The sequence below is a fragment of the Rahnella sp. BCC 1045 genome (genome assembly GCF_019049615.1).
Taxonomy (GTDB): domain Bacteria; phylum Pseudomonadota; class Gammaproteobacteria; order Enterobacterales; family Enterobacteriaceae; genus Rahnella; species Rahnella contaminans.
In genome coordinates, this window is sequence record NZ_JAFMOZ010000123.1 from 1 (window position 1) to 18,444 (window position 18,444).

The window sequence follows — 18,444 nt, forward strand, 5'->3', positions numbered from 1 at the left end:
AGCCAGTGACTTGCGTCACTGGCTTTCTCGCATTAATCACTCAAATCACCGCAGCCTGATCCTGCGGTGCCGGAATGTGATTATTCGATATTAGATTCGATAAACCACAGGAATTTATCCAGGTCGCGGGATGCGGCAGTGAAGATATCTGCGGTGTCTTCATCTTCCACTTCGCTGATGGCTTTGCGGGTATCGTTAGCCACAACAGCATAACGTTCAGCCAGCGCTTTCAGGTGTTCCTGAACGGTGTGGATATTGGTCGGGTAACTTTTCAGCGGGGTTTTATCGTTAACAACCTGCACGGTACCCAGCGCAACGCCACCTAACTGAACGACACGTTCCGCGATGGTGTCCTGATGGTCAATAATTGCGGTGCGGAAGCCGTCGAGCATTTCATGGACCGCAATAAAGTTTGCGCCACGCATGTTCCAGTGTGCCTGTTTGGTGATCAGCGACAAATCGATATATTCAGTCACCAGACGATTAAGCACTTTGATGGTATTGAGTTTAACACTCTCATCTAAATCGTTGCGTGTGTAGATAAGTTCAGAAGATTTCGTTTTGACCAGTTTAGCGGTACTCATATTCATATCTCCTTGTTTCATTAAAATAAACGCTAAATAATGTATTTCTTAACTGCATTCAGTATAGCAATAAATCGAAATTTTGCAGGACAGTCGTTCCTATCGTTCTGATAGCGTGTGTCTAAAAGGACTGTCTCGTCGACCTGTTTAACCTATCATACTGATTTCTCAGGTGCATAGGATTCATCCGTAATTGTGTTTTTTATTCCGGCATTCATAATTATTAATAGTGATAATTATTTTCATTTAAGCGTGATAAATATTTATGAATGTAACTTATGATGTGAATATATATTCATGATACTCATGTTTAATGGCTGGGAATAACAATCAGATCGGGTAATTATTTATTTTGAATAGAATTAGCAAAAACGGCAGAAAAATATCTGCCATTTTATATAAGTAACATGACAGGATTACAGCGCCAGCGTACCGCTATAAAGCACTGCGCCGGTAGGTTGTCCGGTTGGAGAGCCGCCGCGAGGTTCGAGGCTGATCGCCAGCGTATACCCCGGATCCGGCATTTTTGCGGCCAGCGTTAACTGCGTCGGTTGCTGAGTGTTGAGCAAGCCGAGCGAACGCGGTTTACCACCCGGTGGTATCGCCCACAGTTCCAGACTACGGTCTGCCGCAAGATCCGGTGCGCTGAGCGGTGTCAGCAACAGGCTGCGCGTGCTCATATCGACGCTGACCACCCATTGCCCGTTTTGCTGCCCTGCGCTGCTGGCCAGAATGGCGACCGGCGTTGGCGCAGCGGGTTGTACCAGAAGGTGAGGGATCAGCAACAACGCGGCCAGCCCGGCGGCCAGCGCCCAGCCAATGTATCCGCGCACCGGTCTTTTCGCCGGAGCAGGGCGCTTATCGGGTTGTAACGTCAGATTGTGCTGAATGCGCTTCCAGACTGACGCGGGTGGGATCACCGGGATAATCTGGTTATCGAGTTGCGTAAACGCCTCCTGCCAGCGGGCGACTTCAGCCGCTAGCCCCGGGTCATCGTGCATCTTGCGCTCAAACTGAATCCGCGCCGCGCCGCGCAAGGTGCCGAGTGCATATTCGGCTGCGAGGGCAGCCTGATAATGGCTTCTGCTTTTCATAGTCCGACGCAGCTCTTAAGGTGATCCAGGGCGCGACGGATCCAACTTTTTATCGTCCCCAGGGGTTGTTGTAAATGTGAGGAAACCTCGCCGTGAGACAGGCCCTGATAATAGGCAAGGATCAGGCTCTGTCGTTGTTCTGCGGGAAGGTGCGCCAGGCAGGCCGCCAGAATTTTGGCATCGCTGTCCTGTTGCAGCCGTTGCAAAGGCTCATCAACGTCGCTGGCGTCGCTGTTCATGACGTCGTCATCCAGCTCATCGAGCTGATTGTCGCTCCCGCGCATCCAGTCGATGGCGCGGTTGCGGACAATGTGTGTCAGCCAGGTCATCGGGGAACTGAGCGCCGGATTATACGAACCGGCGCGGTTCCACGCGGTGATGTAGCTGTCGTGCAAAACTTCTTCTGCCCAGGCGTGCCGGCGCAACATGCGTAATGCGACGGCAAACAACCGGGGGGACGTCAGACGGTATAACTGCTCAAATGCCTGTCGATCGCCAACGGCCATGGCGCTCATCAGTTCACGCTGTACTTCCAGCGCATTCTCTGGTGTTGGCTTAACTAAAAAATTGTCATGCATTCGCCCGTCCTGACATGCTGAGGTGCTGTTTCATAAAGAAATCATGCCCTCAGTATAGTCGGTATTATTTTGGCATCAGGACGGTATCAATGACGTCGATCACACCGTTCTTCTGCTGGACGTCATAAGTGCTGATATTGGCGATATTCCCTTTGCCATCTTTAAGCTGAATATTGTGCGGGCCGTTATTGAGGATCCACAGTGGCTGGCCGTTTACGGTTTTAAGCTCTGCGGTGCCGTTGCCTTTTTTCAGCAGTTTTTCGAGATCTTTCATTTCATATTTACCCGCAACCACGTGATACGTGAGGATACTGGTCAGCGTGGCTTTGTTTTCCGGTTTTACCAGGTTATCAACGGTGCCTGCTGGTAATTTTGCGAAGGCGGCATTGGTTGGGGCAAACACGGTGAACGGGCCCTTGCCTTGTAAGGTATCGACCAGACCTGCGGCTTTGACGGCAGCCACCAGCGTGGTGTGATCTTTAGAGTTCAGGGCATTTTCTACGATATTTTTAGACGGATACATTTCAGCGCCACCGACCATGGTGGTGTTTTGAGACATCATTGCAGCCATTGACGCAGTGCTCAGCAGAAGAGAAGCACAGATAGCAGTACGGAGTAATGTTTTCATGATGGTGTCCTTCGCAGGTTAAGTAGGTAAGGTCTTGCCTCACATCTATACATACGAATGACCCCCTGCTTTTGGATGCAGGAAAAGATGAAATAAAATGAAAAAGGCGAAAGTGTTTTTCAACATATTGATAGAAAAGAAAAAAGCCACATCGTGATGACGTGGCTTTTTTGAAGATTCGGGATGAATTTACTTCCCTGAAGGATTATTGCCCGGAATATCGACCGTTTCTATTTTGGCTTTGCGTTGGAGCGTCAGCGTTGAACCGGCAGATGCCGCAATAATCGCGGCCAGCCCAAGCCACTGCGAGGCCGTCAGGAACTCACCCAGGAAAATAATCCCGGAAAGTGCCGCCATGGCGGGTTCCATGCTCATCAGCGTGCCGAAGGTTTTCGCCGGAAGCTTGGTCAGCGCCATCATTTCCAGCGAATAAGGTATGGCCGAGGTCAGCAGGGCAATCAGCAAACCTAGCGGCAAAATCTCCCAGCTGAAAATTGAGGTATGCGCCTGAATCGCACCAATCGGGAAGAATATCAGTGCGGCAATCAGTGAACCCATCGCCGCCGTGCCGGGGCCATAACTGCTGCCGGCCCGCTGTCCTGCGAGGATATAAATCGCCCAGCAGGCACCGGCAATCAGCGCAAAACAGGCACCTTTCAGGTCCACACCGCCCGCGCTTTGCCCCAGCGGCAGCAGGAACAATAACCCGGCGACGGCCAGCACGACCCAGATGAAATCGACCGGACGGCGCGAGGAAAACATCGCAACGGCCAGCGGCCCGGTGAATTCGAGTGCAACAGCGATCCCTAACGGCACGGTACGTAGCGCCAGATAAAAGCTGTAGTTCATGCAACCGAGCGCGAGGCCGTACATCAGCAGCGCGCGGAAATTACCGCCGCGCATTTTAAGCCGCCACGGTCGGAAATAGAGAAGTAACAGAACAGAACCGATGCCCAGACGCAGCGCAGTCACCCCTTGCGGCCCGACGACCGGAAACAGCGTTTTGGCCAGCGACGCGCCACCCTGTAATGATAGCATCGCGACGAGTAATAAAAGGATGGCGATCAGTGGTGAAGCTTTCCGGGGTAACGCGGGAAGTGGCGGGCCATTATTATGTGCCGCGTCCTGAGAGTCCTGCGGCTGATTTTGTTCTGACTGTGACATCCATTGCGCCTTTTGAGGTGATCCCATGAATCCAGAATCTTCAGATTTATAGTTTTGAAAAGAAAGGTAAAGCACAGTCAGTGTAGTGGGAAATCACGCGAGAAAAAATCCTCAAAAAAAGTTTTTTCAGAATGAGTTTCTTAAAAAATTGTCAAAAAGTGGCGTTTTTTTGCCCAAAAATTTAGGAAATATCAGCTAATTCCAAAAAGTTCAATAAGTTTATCGTATAGTTTTAGTGACGAAAAACTCAATAAATTTAGATAGATACTAAGTACTGGAAACTTCCTGTTACACCATATGATGCTTTGGACATCTTAATTGAGGCAGAGTTTCACACTGGTTTTTGTTATATTTTGGAACGTGAAGGTTACTTTGGTTTCTCTTTTTGAGGTGGTTTATGAAAAAAATTGCATGTCTTTCCGCATTAGCTTGCGTCGTAGCACTGGGTGTTTCCTCTAGCGCATTCGCTGGTACCAGCACCGTTTCTGCTGGCTACGCTCAGGGTGACGCACAAGGCGTTGTAAACAAAGCAAACGGCTTCAACCTGAAGTACCGTTACGAGCAAGATAACAACCCACTGGGCGTTATCGGCTCTTTCACTTACATTCAGGACGACAGCAACCCAACTTCTGGTGACTACCGTAAAGCAGAATACTACGGCATCACTGCGGGTCCTGCTTACCGCATCAACGACTGGGTTTCTGCTTACGGCGTGATCGGTGTGGGCTACGGTAAATTCCAGTACAACGAAAACGTGGCTTCTACTGCTAACCGTGAAAAATCAGACACCAGCGATTATGGTTTCTCTTACGGTGCTGGTCTGCAGTTCAACCCAATCCAGAACGTTGCTCTGGACGTTTCCTACGAACAGTCCCGCATCCGCAGTGTTGATGTTGGCACCTGGATCGCAGGCGTGGGTTACAGCTTCTAATTCTTCGCCCTGTGTAACGCTTGCCGTTACCCTATCGCGAAAACAAAAACCGCTCGAAAGAGCGGTTTTTTTATGTCTGGGATTCAACGTATTTTACTCTCACGCGGTTGCACGTTCATTCCACGCGTCGGCGAACTGAATATTTCCATCTCTATACTTCCAGGTGATTTTTTCATAGCGCAGGGCAACGCTTTCCATGTGGCCCGTTCCCGAACATTCGCGGGTATCATGCATTACCGGTGAAATCGATATCACTTTGACTTCTTCAAGCAGGATATTGAAATATTCAACTTCTTGCCCCGCGTCGCTGATGCAGTACCATCTGATTTCTGCCGATTTTAACGTTTGGCCTGTTGCGGCAGCTTTGTACAAATAAGGAGATGCGCTATCAATTTCTTTTTCAAACTGAAATGGAGCATGTTGACGGGTGCCGGTCAGTTTTCCTGTTGTACCGTCGGTGGGAATGCTCAGGTTATGATGAATTCCTCTCAATTCTATGCTGCCTTCACGCCCCCTGACATCGGAAGAGCCGCGGATTGCCGCGCCGCCATCATCTTTAAGCCATAAGTGAACAGGTACAGCCATCGTTAAAACTCCTTTTTATTAATCGTATAACCAGCGGCCCGCTTTGGCCGATTCTATTAACATTCCGATAGTGAAATCAGGAGTGTCAACCACATGTTTTTTAAATGGATTCCATGAAAAAATTACATCTGGGTAATAGGTTTCAATTTTAAACTCGCCTCTTTCAACGTTGAATTCTGAAAAGTAATCCTCCATCAACTCTTCAACATCATCCTGATCAAGCTTTACATCAAACTGAATGTTTGAGTCTGCTGTGTAAGTGTCATACTTTTTTTTCTTAAAAAGATAAACTCCACTTTTTCGAGTCACTAGTGCGATTATGCGTTGTTCAATGTTGTCAGTTACCATATTTTATCATTGCCTCTGGCTATGATGTTATAGTCGCGTATCGACCGGTAAAGGATTTGGGAAATATCAGAGAGAATAATAAGTTCACCGATTAATGGTATGGTTCGACCTACAAATGTTCCAATTTTAGCTACCATCCTCCTTTGTACAGTCCAGGGGGTATAGCCTCCAATCCAGGTAGGGAGTTGTATACCAAAAGGGAACTTTACTTGATTGAACACTTCTCTTACTTTTTTCGAAGCGCGAGACGTACCTTCAATCGCAGTTCGGGGTTTCCCTCTCGTTGTCTGGTTATTCATTCCACTGTATAACGCGACGACAGCACCAAAATCTGCGATACCCAAGCCAAATTGATCTACCGTGTTCTCACAAAAAATCATAAACAGGAGTTCACCCGCAGTCAGGTTGGACTTCCCTGCATAGAAGTAGGTTCCTTTTAGCTCTTCAACCGTATCCATACTTTCTCTTAATGGCGTGTTTATGAATCCTTGTATATTACGCGGGCCGAAATTCAGCAATATAGAGGAAGTGGACTCTGTCGTTAAAAAGCCTGTTTGTTGATCTGGGTTATATATTATGTGTTATTTTGCAGGGTTTTAAAAATATAATGGATCAGCCGTTAACTATTTCACTAATCAGTCTGGCTTAAATGAAGGGAGAGCTTTTTAAGACGAGTAATTTAAATAATGAAGTTGAAATTATGCCTTTCCGGCAGGGACGACTGGAAATGCCCTTTATTATTGATTCGGATAATGAATTCTACTTATTGAATTTCAGCCGGAATATAGAATAAAGGGCTAAGGTATTATCAAATCCCGCTAAACCAGTTATAACCCTGGTCTTCCCAGTAACCGCCCGGATTAGTATTGGTGACGAAAATCGCGCCGATATGTTTGGCGTTTTTGAAACCTAGCTTCGTAGGCATTCTCAGCCGCAGCGGGTATCCGAAATCCGGAGGCAGTGGTTTGCCGCCAAAATCCAGTGCCAGAATGGTTTGCGGATGCAGCGCAGTGGCCATATCGATGCTTGAGTAATAGCGATCATCGCATTTAAACCCGACATATTTAGCCGTCAGATCGGCTCCGACGTGTTGAAGAAATGTTTTGAGCGGCACGCCTTTCCACTGCCCGATAGCGCTCCAGCCTTCAATGCAAATCAGCCGGGTGATCTGGCTTTCCTGCGGCAGGCGCTGAAGTTGTTCCAGCGTCCACGAGGCTTTCTTTTGCACAAGTCCGGACACTTCCAGCCGGTAGTTCGGGATGTCGATTTCCGGCACATTGTATTCGGGGTAATACGCGTTGAAGCGAAACGGTGTCGTAATCTGGTCGGCGCGGTAAGTTTGCGCCAGCTTCTGCCCGCCAAATAACCAGCCCTGAACGCGATCATTCCAGCGCGACATCGCCCACAGCACTTTGTCGACTTCGTCGCCGTCCTGCAAATTACAGCCGGTCAGCATGGAAACGGCACCGAGCGTTAATCCTGAGCGCAGCAGTAAACGGCGCTGGATATTCACCAGCTGCTTGCGCTGATCGGGCTCCAGAATGATTTTTGGCCGTTGCGATTTTTCACTCATCGGCACTTTCCTCTTTATTCATTACCTTGCCGCCGGTAATCATCGCCACAAATGTTTTCGGCACCAGCAGCACCATCAGGACATGAATGACCACAAACAGCATCACGCCACTCATCGCAAAAAAGTGTACATATCGGGCAATATCAAACCCGCCGAACAGCCATACCAGCCCGCTGAACTGCACCGGTTTCCAGATGGATAAGCCGGAAAGCACCAGCAATACGCCGAGCAGCAAAACGCCGCTGTACATCAGTTTTTGCACGGCGTTGTACTGGCCGAGTTTATGGGGCAGATGGAAGGTCAGGGCACGAACGGTATCGCGCCAGACGCTGCGGGCTGAAAACGGGAAAAAGTCCCGTTTAAAATGGCCGCTGAAAACGCCCCATAGCAGATAAAAGAGAGCGTTAGCCGCCAGCAGCCACATCACGGCGAGATGCCAGGCGATGTTGCCGCCCAGCCAGCCGCCGAGTGTGGTGTTTTGCGGAAACGTAAAGGTAAACAGGGGATCCGCGTTATAAATCCCCCAGCCGCTCATCACCATACCAATCATTGCCAGAAGATTAATCCAGTGGCTGATACGCACCGGCCAGGAATGGATCCTGCGTTTTCGAACTGAAGAGGGCTGAGGTTTCACGGTAAATCTCCTGTTAAACAGCCTGATTACATCGGTGGCGCGATGCCGTCTTTACCGGCTGCGATGCCACGGGCAACCAGCGCACCTTTGTCATCTTTCATGGCGAACAGCACGATTTTAGTGCCCGGTTTCAGCAGGCTGCGGTCGCCCGGTGCCAGCAGAACCACAGGAACGTCGTCAGGAACAACAACTGTTTTCTCAGCATCGTGATACTTCACGGTCAGCGTGCGGCCATTGCTGTTGACCAGTTTGCCAACGGTACCGTTGGTCATGGTATTGATTTTCCCGTCAGCAGATTCAAACGGGTTGAAGCCTTCACCGCTGCCGCGCAGGCTTGGTGCGAAGACGTGGACTTCCAGCGCTTTCAGCGTGCCGTTAGCCTGCGGAACTGCGGCGGTACCGATGAAACTGTCGGGTTTGATATCACTGATCTGGCCTTTGGTAACGGCGTTGATCTTGGTCTGGTCAGTCAGCTTCACATCGAGCTTTTCACCCTGACGTGTGGTGATTTGCACCGATGAGTCATTAACTGAATCAATGGTTCCGCGCGTCGGTTTAATCACGTTATCGGCCGCAAAGGCGGATGTCATTCCGCTGCACATCAGAAGGGAACCCAGTAATAAACCGGCAAGGCGTGTAGGTGTGTTCATGATCAACTCTCCATTTTCTAGCGTTATTTCATTCTGTTAGATGAATCACTGAACCGGCCAGTGATGAATAACTTCATTAAGAGTGGACGATAAACCGGGATTGGTTGATGACAAGTTGATGACAAAATTGTCATCAAAGGTGTCTGATGAAACTGATAAACTTCCTCTGAATCATTCTTTGGGAGAATGGTCTTGCGGCGCCGAGGGCCTGAATGCGGATACTGGTGATAGAAGATGATGTCAGCACAGGCGACTACCTGAAAAAAGGGCTGACGGAGGCGGGTTACAGCGTGGATCTGGCGCGCAACGGCGCAGACGGTCTGTTTCTGGCGCTGGAAGAGGGTTATGACACCGTGATCCTCGACGTCATGCTGCCCGGCCTTGATGGCTGGCAGGTGATGGAAGTGCTGCGTAAAAAAAGTGACGTGCCGGTGCTGTTTCTGACGGCGCGTGACGAAGTGCAGGATCGCATTCACGGGCTGGAACTCGGCGCGGATGATTATCTGATTAAACCGTTTTCATTTACCGAGCTGGTGCTGCGGATCCGCACCTTACTGCGCCGCCCGACGGCACGCGAGCCGGACACGTTTTCAGTCGCCGATCTGAATCTCGATGTGCTGCGCCGCCGCGTCACCCGTCAGGATCAGACCATCGCGCTGACCAATAAAGAGTTTATGTTGCTGGAGCTGCTGATGCGCCGGGAAGGCGAAGTGCTGTCGCGCACCATGATCGCCTCGCAGGTCTGGGACATGAATTTTGACAGTGATACCAACGTTGTGGATGTGGCGATTAAGCGCCTGCGCGCCAAGGTGGATCGCGCCTTTGAGGTGAAACTGATCCATACCGTGCGTGGCATTGGCTACGTTTGTGAAGTGCGCAATGACTAACGTGATGAAAGAAACTGCCCGTCCGTCTGCCTCAAAACGAGCGATGTCGCTGACCTTGCGGGCGACATTACTGTTTGCGCTGATTGCCTCGCTGGTGGTCAGCGCTGTCGGTTTTTATCTCTATTATTCGATGGATAAAGAGCTGGTGCGCCGCGCGGATTATCAGGTCAGCGGACGCGTGCAGTATTTCCGCCATCTGCTGGCGAATGAATTTCCGTTATCACAGCTGAGCCGTAATCCCGGTTTGTTTGAAAATATGCTCGGCAACGAGCGCGATATTCTGACTTTTCGTCTCGAAGGCGAGCCGCCACTGATTAACGTTAATCCCTCGCAGCTGATCTTACCGCCGGTTGCGCCCGTGCCCGACGGCCAGCCGCTCACCCTGCAAACCGTGCATCACCTCATGTCGCCGGACGGAACGCCGGTGCGCTTTGCCCGTGCAAGTGTGCAGATTGAGGATGGCAGAACGGTAGAAATTACCGGCGCGCATTTCATGACGGAAGAATCGCGTCTGCTTGAGACATTTCGCTGGGAAATCATTGGCGCCGTGCTGTTCGCCTATTTGCTGATTGCCGCACTCGGTTATGTTGTGATCCGCAGAGGCTTAAAGCCTTTACGCAACATGGCACAGGAGGCGACGCAAATTCATCCGTCCAGCCTGTCTACCCGGCTGAGCACGGAGAATGCGCCGCAGGAATTGCAGCAACTTATCTATTCTTTCAACGACATGCTGGAAAGGCTTTCGGAGGGCTATCAGCGCCTGACCCAGTTTTCAGCCGATCTGGCGCATGAAATCCGCACGCCGGTGGGCGCGCTGATGGGGCATTGCCAGGTGGCGTTGTACCAGCCGCGCACGGTGGAAGAGTATGAAACGCTGCTGGCAAATAATATGGAAGAGCTGGAACGTATTTCCCGCATGGTGGAAAACATCCTTTTTCTTGCCCGCGCCACCGACGCGCGGTCTGTTTTAACCATCACCGGTATTGATGTTTCCTCTGAAATTACCCGTATTCAGGAATATTTTGAAGGGCTGGCGGAAGAGCGTGAAATGGAGTTGTACGGCGAAGGGCAGGGGATTTTGTATGCGGACGCTATCTTGTTTCAGCGCGCGATCAGCAATCTTGTCGCCAACGCCGTGCGTTACGGCGATGAGGGCAGCACCATCACGATCAGCGCCCGGCCGCAGGGTAAAGGCATGGAGATTGATGTGACCAGCCAGGGCAATCCGATCCCGCCGGAAAAACTGGGCAAACTCTTTGACCGTTTCTACCGGGCCGATGCATCACGCAGCGAAGGCGGCAGCTCCAGCGGTCTCGGTTTATCGATAGTTCAGGCGATTATGGCGCTGCATCAGGGAAGCGTTCGGGTAACGAGTTCGCCGCAGGGCGAGACCCGGTTCACGCTGTCATTTCCGGGGCCATTATCCGATCCGGATCACAGGCTTTCTTAATAATTCTTCAACGGCTCGGAAAAAGTTCAGAAAATCTTAGAGAAAATTCATTTTTTACTTATTGAAAAGTAAGGGTTTCGTTAATTTGGTTACATTATCACAATGGCAGAAACCTTTGCATTTGAACAAAAATGCTTGTCCCGGGGTCTGAATAGTCCTAAGGAGTGGGTTCCATCCTCCGGTTCGAACGGTCAGTACGACGTAAACAGACTCACAAAAGAGCCATTTATTACTAATGCATAAAATACGTTCACTTTCGCTGCAGAGCATTTCTGTTTTCATTGCGCTTTATCTTGGGATCCTGTTAAACCTTCCGATTTTCATCCGCCGTTACAGTCAGCTGCATTATGACAATATGCTGTCGATCGTGGTCGAGATGGTGGCGTGTGTTGCCCTGGTTTACTTCCTTTGTATGCTGCTCTCCTATACCGGCAAAACGGTTTTCCGTGTGCTGATGACTGCCATTGTGATTTCCTCGGCGGCGGCCAGCTATTACATGATCCTGTTCAACGTCGATATCGGCTACGGGATTTTGGCGGCAGCGCTGGCCTCAGACTCCATTGATTTATCGAAAGAATCTGTCGGCACGCATTTTGTGGCCTGGACGGCGCTCGTCAGCCTGATCCCGGTACTTTTGATGTGGCTCAGCACCCTGCCGGGCGCGGCACTCAAACAAACCACCTTCAAAAAAGTGGCGGTGAAAACCGGCCTGCTGGTGATCTCCGGTCTGCTTTGTTACATGCCGCTCCGCCTGATGGGCAAAGTGCAGGATCGTCATGACAAAGAAAGTAACCGCATGATGGCAAGCTACGGCGGCGTCGTGGCAGGAACTTATTCTCCGTCCAACTGGTTGTCCGCGCTGGGCTTGTACTCCTACAGCAGCTACAGCCAGGCCGAAGACACCAAAAATCTTTACGACCCGGCGAAACATTTCACCTACACCGCACCGGCGGATGCCAAAGATATGTACGTGGTATTCGTTATCGGTGAGAGTGCACGTCGTGACCACATGGGCCTTTACGGCTATGACCGCGATAACACGCCGAACCTCGACAAAGAGAAAAATCTGGTCGCGTTGCAGGGCTATTCCTGCGATACCGCCACCAAACTTTCCCTGCGCTGCATGTTTGTGCGTGAGGGCGGCGCTTCGGAAGCGCCACAGCGTACCCTGAAAGAGATGAACGTTTTTTCCGTGCTGAAAAGCAACGGCTGGAGCTCTGAGCTGTATTCCATGCAAAGTGAAGCCTGGTTCTACAACAAAACCCGCGCCGATGATTATTCATTGCGTGAAAACATCGCCTCTGAAAAACGTAACGCAGGCAAGCCGGTCGATGACATGCTGCTGGTCGATGAAATGAAAGATTCGATGGCTAATCATCCGCAGGGAAAACACCTGATTATTCTGCATACCAAGGGCTCGCATTACCTGTATTCAGACCGTTATCCACGTTCATTTGCCAAATATCAGCCGGAATGTATGGGCATCGATGACTCCTGTTCAACGCAGGAAATGATCAACGCTTACGACAACACGCTGCTCTATACCGACTACTTCCTGTCGCAGGTGTTTGATCAGCTGCGCGATAAAAACGCTATTGTTTTCTACGCATCCGATCACGGCGAATCGATTTCCAAAAGCATGCATTTCCACGGTACGCCACGTGATCATGCGCCAGTTGAGCAACGCACTGTGCCGATCATGGTCTGGGCGTCGGACAAGTTCCTGTCTAACGATCAGAACAAGGCAAGCTTTGCACAGTTGCAAAAAATGGCCGCTGAGAAGAAACCGGCATTTCATGAAAAACTGTACGACACCCTTCTCGGCTGTATCGGATACACCTCGCCAAACGGCGGGATTGTAGAGCAGCACAACTGGTGCCATACGCCTGATCCGGCAGCACCGGCGAAGTAACACCGCTAAAATCGCCGTCTTTTTCTGATGAATGAAAAAGGCGGCGACATCCTTCTGGTCGCTCCACCCTTTTTGAGTCACAATCGGCTAACAAAATTCCCGTCATACTTCACGTTGCATGTGCGCTGGCTACGCTTACTCACCCGAATCACTGACTTATGTCAGCTCATCGGGATCCCTCAGCTTGCCGCCTTCCTGCAATACGAATTATCCAGGGTATTACTAATTGATTTCTCTTTATCAGGGCTGATAACCGATGCAAGCACTCCGAATTATCGTCTGCGTTCTGACGGTCATCATGACCTTACTGACGCTGCTTCCTCTTTCCAAAAATCAGCGCTGGTGGGTGCGTGTGTGGGATTTCCCTCGCCTGCAAATGGTTTCCCTGTGCCTGCTTTTTCTTCTGACTGAACTGCTGATTTTACCCTTTGACGGTGTGCTGACCGGCATTGTGATTATCCTGACGGTCGCCTGCATGGCGTATCAGGGCTGGTGGATCCTGCCTTACACCCGTTTATACCGCGTGCAGGTGAAGAAGACGGTGCCCAACGGTCATTCGCGTATCAAAATCATGAACAGCAATGTGCTCACTACCAACCGGGAGAGCGCGCAGTTACTCAGTCAGATTCAGGAACACAAACCGGACATTATCGTGCTGCTGGAAACCGACCAGTGGTGGGAAGACCAGATGGCTCCGCTGGAGGCCGATTACCCGCACAGCCTTCGCTGCCCGCTGGATAACCTCTACGGCATGCACGTCTATTCGCGTCTGCCAATGCACGGCGAGCAAATTCAGTTTCTGGTGGCGAAAGATATTCCTTCCATGCATTTTCGCGCAGAACTGCCGTCGGGCGAACAGGTGGTGCTTCACTGTCTGCACCCGAGGCCGCCAAGCCCGACCGAAGCGGATGAATCAACCGCCCGTGACGGTGAGCTGATCGCCGTCGGGCATACCGCCGCGAAAGCGCATTTCCCGACCATTGTGACCGGTGATCTGAATGACGTCGCGTGGTCGCGTACCACCCGTTTATTTATGAAAATCAGCGGATTGCTTGACCCGCGCCGCGGTCGGGGAATGTACAATACTTTTCATGCGAGCTATCCGTTTCTGCGCTGGCCGCTGGATCACGTTTTCCACAGCAAAGATTTCACGCTGATTGATCTGAAACGACTGGATTTCATGGGCTCCGATCACTTCCCGATCCTGGTCGAACTGGCGCTGACGCCTTGTCAGGGGAAAGATCAGGAACCGCTGGAAATCGAAAATGACGATCTTGAAGAAGCCAGAGAAAAACTTGAGCTGGCGGGTGTAAAACTCACGGATATCTATCCTGCTAATAAAAAACAGGCCAATAATGAACCGGCCAATAACAAATAACGTGAGGGCCAGGGCGTAATCCATGACAACTGAACGTGACCGCTTGCCGCTGGCTGAAGACTTACGGGTTTTTCTGGCGGTGGTGAACAAGCAAAGCTTTGCCGCGGCGGCGACCGAACTCGGGCAGTCTCCGGCCTATGTCAGTAAGCGTATTCAGATCCTCGAAGAGTCCCTGAACACCCGTTTGCTGCATCGTTCAACCCGCGGCGTTCGCCTGACTGAAGATGGCGAACGGGCGCAACGCTGGGCGCTGCAAATTCTCGACACGTTCGACCAGTTTATTGGTGATGTTTCAGACTCCCGCAGTGAGGTTCGCGGCAACGTGCATATTTGCAGTTCGTTCGGTTTCGGACGTTGCCACGTTGCGCCCGCTGTTGCAGAACTTGCCGAACGTTATCCGCAGCTGAACCTGCGCCTCGACCTGTTCGACAGGGTTGTTGATCTGGTCGCCGAAGGCATTGATCTCGAAATTCTGGTCGGCGATGACATTCCCGAACAGCACATCGGTAAAAAGCTGGCGCAGCATCAGCGTATTCTCTGTGCTTCTGCGCAGTATCTGGCCACGCACGGCGAACCCGGTTCACCGGACGACCTGACGCGACATCAGTGTCTGGTGCTCAAAGAGCGCGACAACCCGTTTGGCATCTGGTCGCTGACCGGAGAAGGGCAGGAACAGCGCGTACGGGTCAAAGGCGTGTTGTCATCCAACAGCGGCGAAGTGGTATTGCAGTGGGCGCTGAAACACCACGGAATTATTTTGCGCTCTGAGTGGGATGTCCGGCCTTATATCGACTGCGGTGAACTGGTGCAGGTTTTACCGCAGTTTTCCCAGCCAGCCAGCGTCTGGGCGGTCTACCCCACACGGCTGGCAGATTCTGCAAAACTGCGGGTTTGCGTTGAATTCCTGCATCAGCGCTTTAGCCAGTTACTGCAATAAGGCTTTCACGCCAGCCACGGATTACGCTGCAAATACGCCTGCTGAAATTCAAGGATTTCATCGCTATATCGCAGCGTATTCCCCACCGCATCCAGCCCGTTGAGCAATGACAGTTTGCTCAGTTCGTCGATGTTGAAAACGATCTCTTTGCCATTGTGCAAACTTATTGTCTGCGCCGGTAAATCGACGGTAATTTCGTTGCTTTCCGCCTGCGTAACCTGTTCAGCCAGCTGTGCCCATTGGTTCGGGGCGAGCTGTACGGTGAGCACGCCGTTGCGCTGGCAGTTGTCGAAAAAGATCCCCGCAAACGTGGTGCCGATTAGCGCCCGTATCCCCAGCAGTTTCAGCCCCCACACTGCATGTTCGCGACTGGAGCCGCAGCCAAAGTTCGGCCCGACCAGAAGGAATTTAGCGTTTTTCCATTCAGGCTGATTGAGGATAAAAGCCGGATCGGGTGAACCGTCTGCCAGAAAGCGCAAATCGAAAAATACCCCGCGGTCTAGCCCGTTGCGGTCGATGCCTTTTAAAAATTGCTTCGGCATGATCACATCGGTATCGACGTTGGCCGCCGGGAAGGGCGCGGCTGCCCCGCTTAACACAGTAAATGCTTGCATGTTTTTTCTCCTCACACTTCGCGAACATCGGTCAGATGACCGCAAATTGCGGCGGCGGCAACCATCGCCGGGCTCATCAGATGGGTTCGCGCTCCGGCGCCCTGACGGCCTTCGAAATTACGGTTGGTGCTCGACGCACACCGGTCGCCTGGCGACAGCACATCATCGTTCATCGCCAGACACATCGAGCAACCGGACTGACGCCATTCAAAACCGGCACGGGTGAATATTTCAGCCAGACCTTCCTGCTCGGCCTGAGCGCGAACCTGGCTGGAACCGGGTACGATCATTGCGCGTACGGTCGGTGCAACGGTTTTTCCGCGAACCACGTCGGCGGCAGCGCGTAAATCTTCGATGCGCGCATTGGTGCAGGAGCCAATAAAGGCGTGGCTGATGGCGATACTGTTAAGCGGTTGCCCGGCGCGTAATCCCATATAGCTGAGTGCGCGTTGCAGGTCTTTTTGCCGTGCGGGATCCGCTTCGTATTCCGGATCGGGTACGTGTCCGCCAATGGCCACCGCCTGATCCGGGCTGGTTCCCCAGCTCACCATTGGCGCGATTTCTGTGGCGCTCAGTTCGACTTCGCGGTCGAAAACGGCGTCCGCATCGCTGTGTAATTCACGCCAGACATTCACGGCATCCGCCCATTGCTGGCCTTGCGGCGCGCGCGGTTTGTCTTTCAGATAATCAAAAACTTTGTCGTCAGGTGCCATAAATGCACCGCGCGCACCGGCTTCCACCGCCATATTACAAATCGTCATACGGCCTTCCACACTCAGCGCGCCGATGCCTTCACCGCAAAACTCAATGGCGTAGCCGGTGGCACCTGCTGCACCGATTTTTGCCACCAGCGCCATCACCACGTCTTTGGCAGTGATCCCGTTCGCCAGCGCGCCGTTTACGGTGACGCGCATTGTTTTCAGACGTTTATAAATCAGCGTCTGGGTCGCCAGAAGATGCTCGATTTCAGAGGTGCCGATACCAAATCCGAATGCGCCGAGCGCGCCATAAGTGGTGGTGTGGCTGTCACCGGCGGCAATCACCATGCCCGGCAAGATAAAGCCCTGCTCCGGCGCGACAACGTGCTCAATCCCCTGACGACTGTCGAGAATATCAAACAGCTCGATGCCAAATTCTGCGCAGTTCTCGGCCAGATACGAAACCTGGCGCGCGCCACCGGCGTCCGGCATCTGGCGTGTGCGCAAAGGCGCAGTCGGATTGACGTGATCGACCACCGCCAGCGAGGTTTCCGGTCGCCATACCCGGCGGTTCGCTTCACGCAATCCGCTGAAAGCCTGCGGGCTGGTGTACTCGTTAATTACCTGCCGGTCGATGTACAGCAACACGTGCCCTTTGTCGTCCAGCGTGCGGACTGTGTGGCTATCAATGTGCTTTTCATACAGCGTTTTTGGCTTCATTTCATTGCCCTGATGAACGTAATGGATAATGCCAGCGTCGCAAACTTACCCGTTATCGGGCAACGGCCTGAGTGTGGTGTCTCAAAACACAGATCGTGAAGCGGCAATCTTCATTTGTGACCTTGTTGCTCAAAAGCCAGCGACTAAGATGGGTAAAAAAGGAGAAAACCCATGTTTGAACATTTTACCCAAGGCCGGATGGACGTGAACGGCACAGAGATTGCTTACCGGATTGCCGGTCAGGGCGAACCACTGTTATTGCTGCACGGACACCCGCAGACTCAGGCGATCTGGCATAAAGTCGCGCCGTTTCTGACGTCTCAGTTCACCGTCGTTCTGGCTGATTTGCGTGGCTATGGCGACAGCGGCAAACCCGAACCCGACACGGAACATCTGCGCTACAGCAAACGCGAAATGGCGCAAGACCAGCGGGAGTTAATGGCCGCGCTCGGCTTCAGCCGGTTCAGCGTTATTGCCCATGACCGGGGCGCTCGCGTGGCGCACCGGCTGGCACTGGATCATCCGCAGGCCGTTAAACGCCTGGTGCTGATGGATATCGCGCCGACGCTTTCGATGTATCAGCAAACCAATGAAGCTTTTGCCCGCGCTTACTGGCACTGGTTTTTCCTGATCCGTCCGGCACCGCTGCCGGAAACGCTCATCACCGCCGATCCGGATCAGTATCTGCGCAGTGTGATGGGCAACCGCAGCGCCGGTATGCAGCCTTTCACCGCCGAAGCTTACGCAGATTATTTGCGCTGTCTGCAACAAAATGGAACGGCGCGCGGGATTTGCGAGGACTATCGGGCGTCGGCAAGTATCGACCTGCAACACGACAAAGAAGATCTGGATGCAGCCCGCAAACTGACTTGTCCGTTGCTGGTGCTTTGGGGCGAGAAAGGCACGGTCGGACAATGTTTTGCGCCGCTTGAGGAGTGGAGAAAAGTCGCTGAAGACGTACAAGGTGAAGCGCTGCCTTGCGGGCATTACATCGCCGAAGAACAACCGGAACTGCTGCTGGAAAAAGTCCTGCCGTTTTTAGGTTAGGCGCACGTTTCCGGACATTAAAAAACCCGCAT

General features: G+C 51.9%; 20 protein-coding genes. 7 read left to right on the forward strand and 13 right to left on the reverse strand.

Going from position 1 to position 18,444, the window contains the following annotated elements; translation table 11 throughout:
• Positions 1 to 80: 80 nt before the first annotated feature.
• The 5 genes from dps to rhtA form a co-directional block, all read right to left on the reverse strand.
• The gene (gene dps, locus J1782_RS10855) at positions 81 to 584 is read right to left on the reverse strand and encodes a DNA starvation/stationary phase protection protein Dps (protein ID WP_015696542.1); all 504 of its coding nucleotides are present in this window, start codon (positions 582 to 584) and stop codon (positions 81 to 83) included.
• Positions 585 to 1,000: 416 nt separating this feature from the next.
• Positions 1,001 to 1,678: an anti-sigma factor domain-containing protein gene (locus J1782_RS10860; RefSeq protein WP_152324272.1), complete on the reverse strand. Its 678-nt coding sequence runs from the start codon at positions 1,676 to 1,678 to the stop codon at positions 1,001 to 1,003.
• The gene (locus J1782_RS10865; RefSeq protein WP_152324271.1) at positions 1,675 to 2,256 is read right to left on the reverse strand and encodes a sigma-70 family RNA polymerase sigma factor; all 582 of its coding nucleotides are present in this window, start codon (positions 2,254 to 2,256) and stop codon (positions 1,675 to 1,677) included. The genes J1782_RS10860 and J1782_RS10865 overlap by 4 nt, the downstream gene beginning before the upstream one ends.
• A gap of 64 nt (positions 2,257 to 2,320) precedes the next feature.
• Entirely contained in the window at positions 2,321 to 2,884 is a 564-nt protein-coding gene (locus J1782_RS10870; protein ID WP_208950544.1) for a fasciclin domain-containing protein, read from the reverse strand.
• A 189-nt stretch (positions 2,885 to 3,073) separates the two neighbouring features.
• Positions 3,074 to 4,048, reverse strand: coding sequence for a threonine/homoserine exporter RhtA (gene rhtA, locus J1782_RS10875; protein ID WP_217153146.1), 975 nt, complete (start codon positions 4,046 to 4,048; stop codon positions 3,074 to 3,076).
• A 397-nt stretch (positions 4,049 to 4,445) separates the two neighbouring features.
• Between rhtA and ompX the strand changes: the two genes are divergently transcribed.
• Positions 4,446 to 4,979, forward strand: coding sequence for an outer membrane protein OmpX (gene ompX / locus J1782_RS10880; RefSeq protein ID WP_152324268.1), 534 nt, complete (start codon positions 4,446 to 4,448; stop codon positions 4,977 to 4,979).
• Positions 4,980 to 5,078: 99 nt separating this feature from the next.
• On the opposite strand, the gene J1782_RS10885 is transcribed toward ompX, so the two are convergent.
• From J1782_RS10885 to J1782_RS10910, 6 genes are all read right to left on the reverse strand, one after another.
• Positions 5,079 to 5,564, reverse strand: coding sequence for a type VI secretion system tube protein TssD (locus tag J1782_RS10885; RefSeq protein WP_217153147.1), 486 nt, complete (start codon positions 5,562 to 5,564; stop codon positions 5,079 to 5,081).
• An 18-nt stretch (positions 5,565 to 5,582) separates the two neighbouring features.
• Entirely contained in the window at positions 5,583 to 5,912 is a 330-nt protein-coding gene (locus J1782_RS10890; RefSeq protein WP_152324266.1) for a DUF1493 family protein, read from the reverse strand.
• The gene (locus J1782_RS10895) at positions 5,906 to 6,370 is read right to left on the reverse strand and encodes an STM2901 family protein (protein ID WP_152324265.1); all 465 of its coding nucleotides are present in this window, start codon (positions 6,368 to 6,370) and stop codon (positions 5,906 to 5,908) included. The genes J1782_RS10890 and J1782_RS10895 overlap by 7 nt, the downstream gene beginning before the upstream one ends.
• A gap of 350 nt (positions 6,371 to 6,720) precedes the next feature.
• Entirely contained in the window at positions 6,721 to 7,485 is a 765-nt protein-coding gene (locus J1782_RS10900) for a molybdopterin-dependent oxidoreductase (protein ID WP_152324264.1), read from the reverse strand.
• Positions 7,478 to 8,119: a cytochrome b/b6 domain-containing protein gene (locus tag J1782_RS10905; protein WP_165058161.1), complete on the reverse strand. Its 642-nt coding sequence runs from the start codon at positions 8,117 to 8,119 to the stop codon at positions 7,478 to 7,480. The genes J1782_RS10900 and J1782_RS10905 overlap by 8 nt, the downstream gene beginning before the upstream one ends.
• A gap of 26 nt (positions 8,120 to 8,145) precedes the next feature.
• Positions 8,146 to 8,769 (reverse strand): hypothetical protein, encoded by a 624-nt coding sequence (locus J1782_RS10910; RefSeq protein ID WP_152324262.1) that lies wholly within the window; start codon positions 8,767 to 8,769, stop codon positions 8,146 to 8,148.
• A gap of 212 nt (positions 8,770 to 8,981) precedes the next feature.
• On the opposite strand from J1782_RS10910, the gene J1782_RS10915 reads away from it, so the two are divergent.
• The 5 genes from J1782_RS10915 to J1782_RS10935 all read left to right on the forward strand — a co-directional run bounded on the left by J1782_RS10915 (position 8,982) and on the right by J1782_RS10935 (position 15,333).
• Positions 8,982 to 9,656 carry a heavy metal response regulator transcription factor gene (locus tag J1782_RS10915; RefSeq protein ID WP_152324261.1) on the forward strand — a complete coding sequence of 225 codons (675 nt, stop codon included), beginning with the start codon at positions 8,982 to 8,984 and terminating at the stop codon, positions 9,654 to 9,656.
• Entirely contained in the window at positions 9,649 to 11,106 is a 1,458-nt protein-coding gene (locus tag J1782_RS10920) for a heavy metal sensor histidine kinase (protein WP_254303047.1), read from the forward strand. Before J1782_RS10915 ends, J1782_RS10920 begins: the two co-directional genes overlap by 8 nt.
• A 235-nt stretch (positions 11,107 to 11,341) precedes the next feature.
• The gene (eptB, locus tag J1782_RS10925) at positions 11,342 to 13,018 is read left to right on the forward strand and encodes a kdo(2)-lipid A phosphoethanolamine 7''-transferase (RefSeq protein WP_152324260.1); all 1,677 of its coding nucleotides are present in this window, start codon (positions 11,342 to 11,344) and stop codon (positions 13,016 to 13,018) included.
• 256 nt (positions 13,019 to 13,274) lie between these two features.
• On the forward strand, positions 13,275 to 14,396 hold the full coding sequence (locus J1782_RS10930; RefSeq protein ID WP_152324259.1) for an endonuclease/exonuclease/phosphatase family protein: 1,122 nt from the start codon (positions 13,275 to 13,277) through the stop codon (positions 14,394 to 14,396).
• Positions 14,397 to 14,418: 22 nt separating this feature from the next.
• The gene (locus J1782_RS10935; protein ID WP_217153148.1) at positions 14,419 to 15,333 is read left to right on the forward strand and encodes a LysR substrate-binding domain-containing protein; all 915 of its coding nucleotides are present in this window, start codon (positions 14,419 to 14,421) and stop codon (positions 15,331 to 15,333) included.
• 5 nt (positions 15,334 to 15,338) lie between these two features.
• Here J1782_RS10935 and leuD read toward each other — a convergent pair whose 3' ends face one another.
• Both leuD and leuC read right to left on the reverse strand, forming a co-directional pair.
• On the reverse strand, positions 15,339 to 15,947 hold the full coding sequence (gene leuD, locus J1782_RS10940; protein ID WP_152324257.1) for a 3-isopropylmalate dehydratase small subunit: 609 nt from the start codon (positions 15,945 to 15,947) through the stop codon (positions 15,339 to 15,341).
• Positions 15,948 to 15,958: 11 nt separating this feature from the next.
• On the reverse strand, positions 15,959 to 17,365 hold the full coding sequence (gene leuC, locus J1782_RS10945; protein ID WP_217153149.1) for a 3-isopropylmalate dehydratase large subunit: 1,407 nt from the start codon (positions 17,363 to 17,365) through the stop codon (positions 15,959 to 15,961).
• 171 nt (positions 17,366 to 17,536) lie between these two features.
• Here leuC and J1782_RS10950 point away from each other — a divergent pair, with 171 nt between their 5' ends.
• Positions 17,537 to 18,412 (forward strand): alpha/beta fold hydrolase, encoded by an 876-nt coding sequence (locus J1782_RS10950; protein ID WP_217153150.1) that lies wholly within the window; start codon positions 17,537 to 17,539, stop codon positions 18,410 to 18,412.
• Positions 18,413 to 18,444 lie beyond the last annotated feature (32 nt).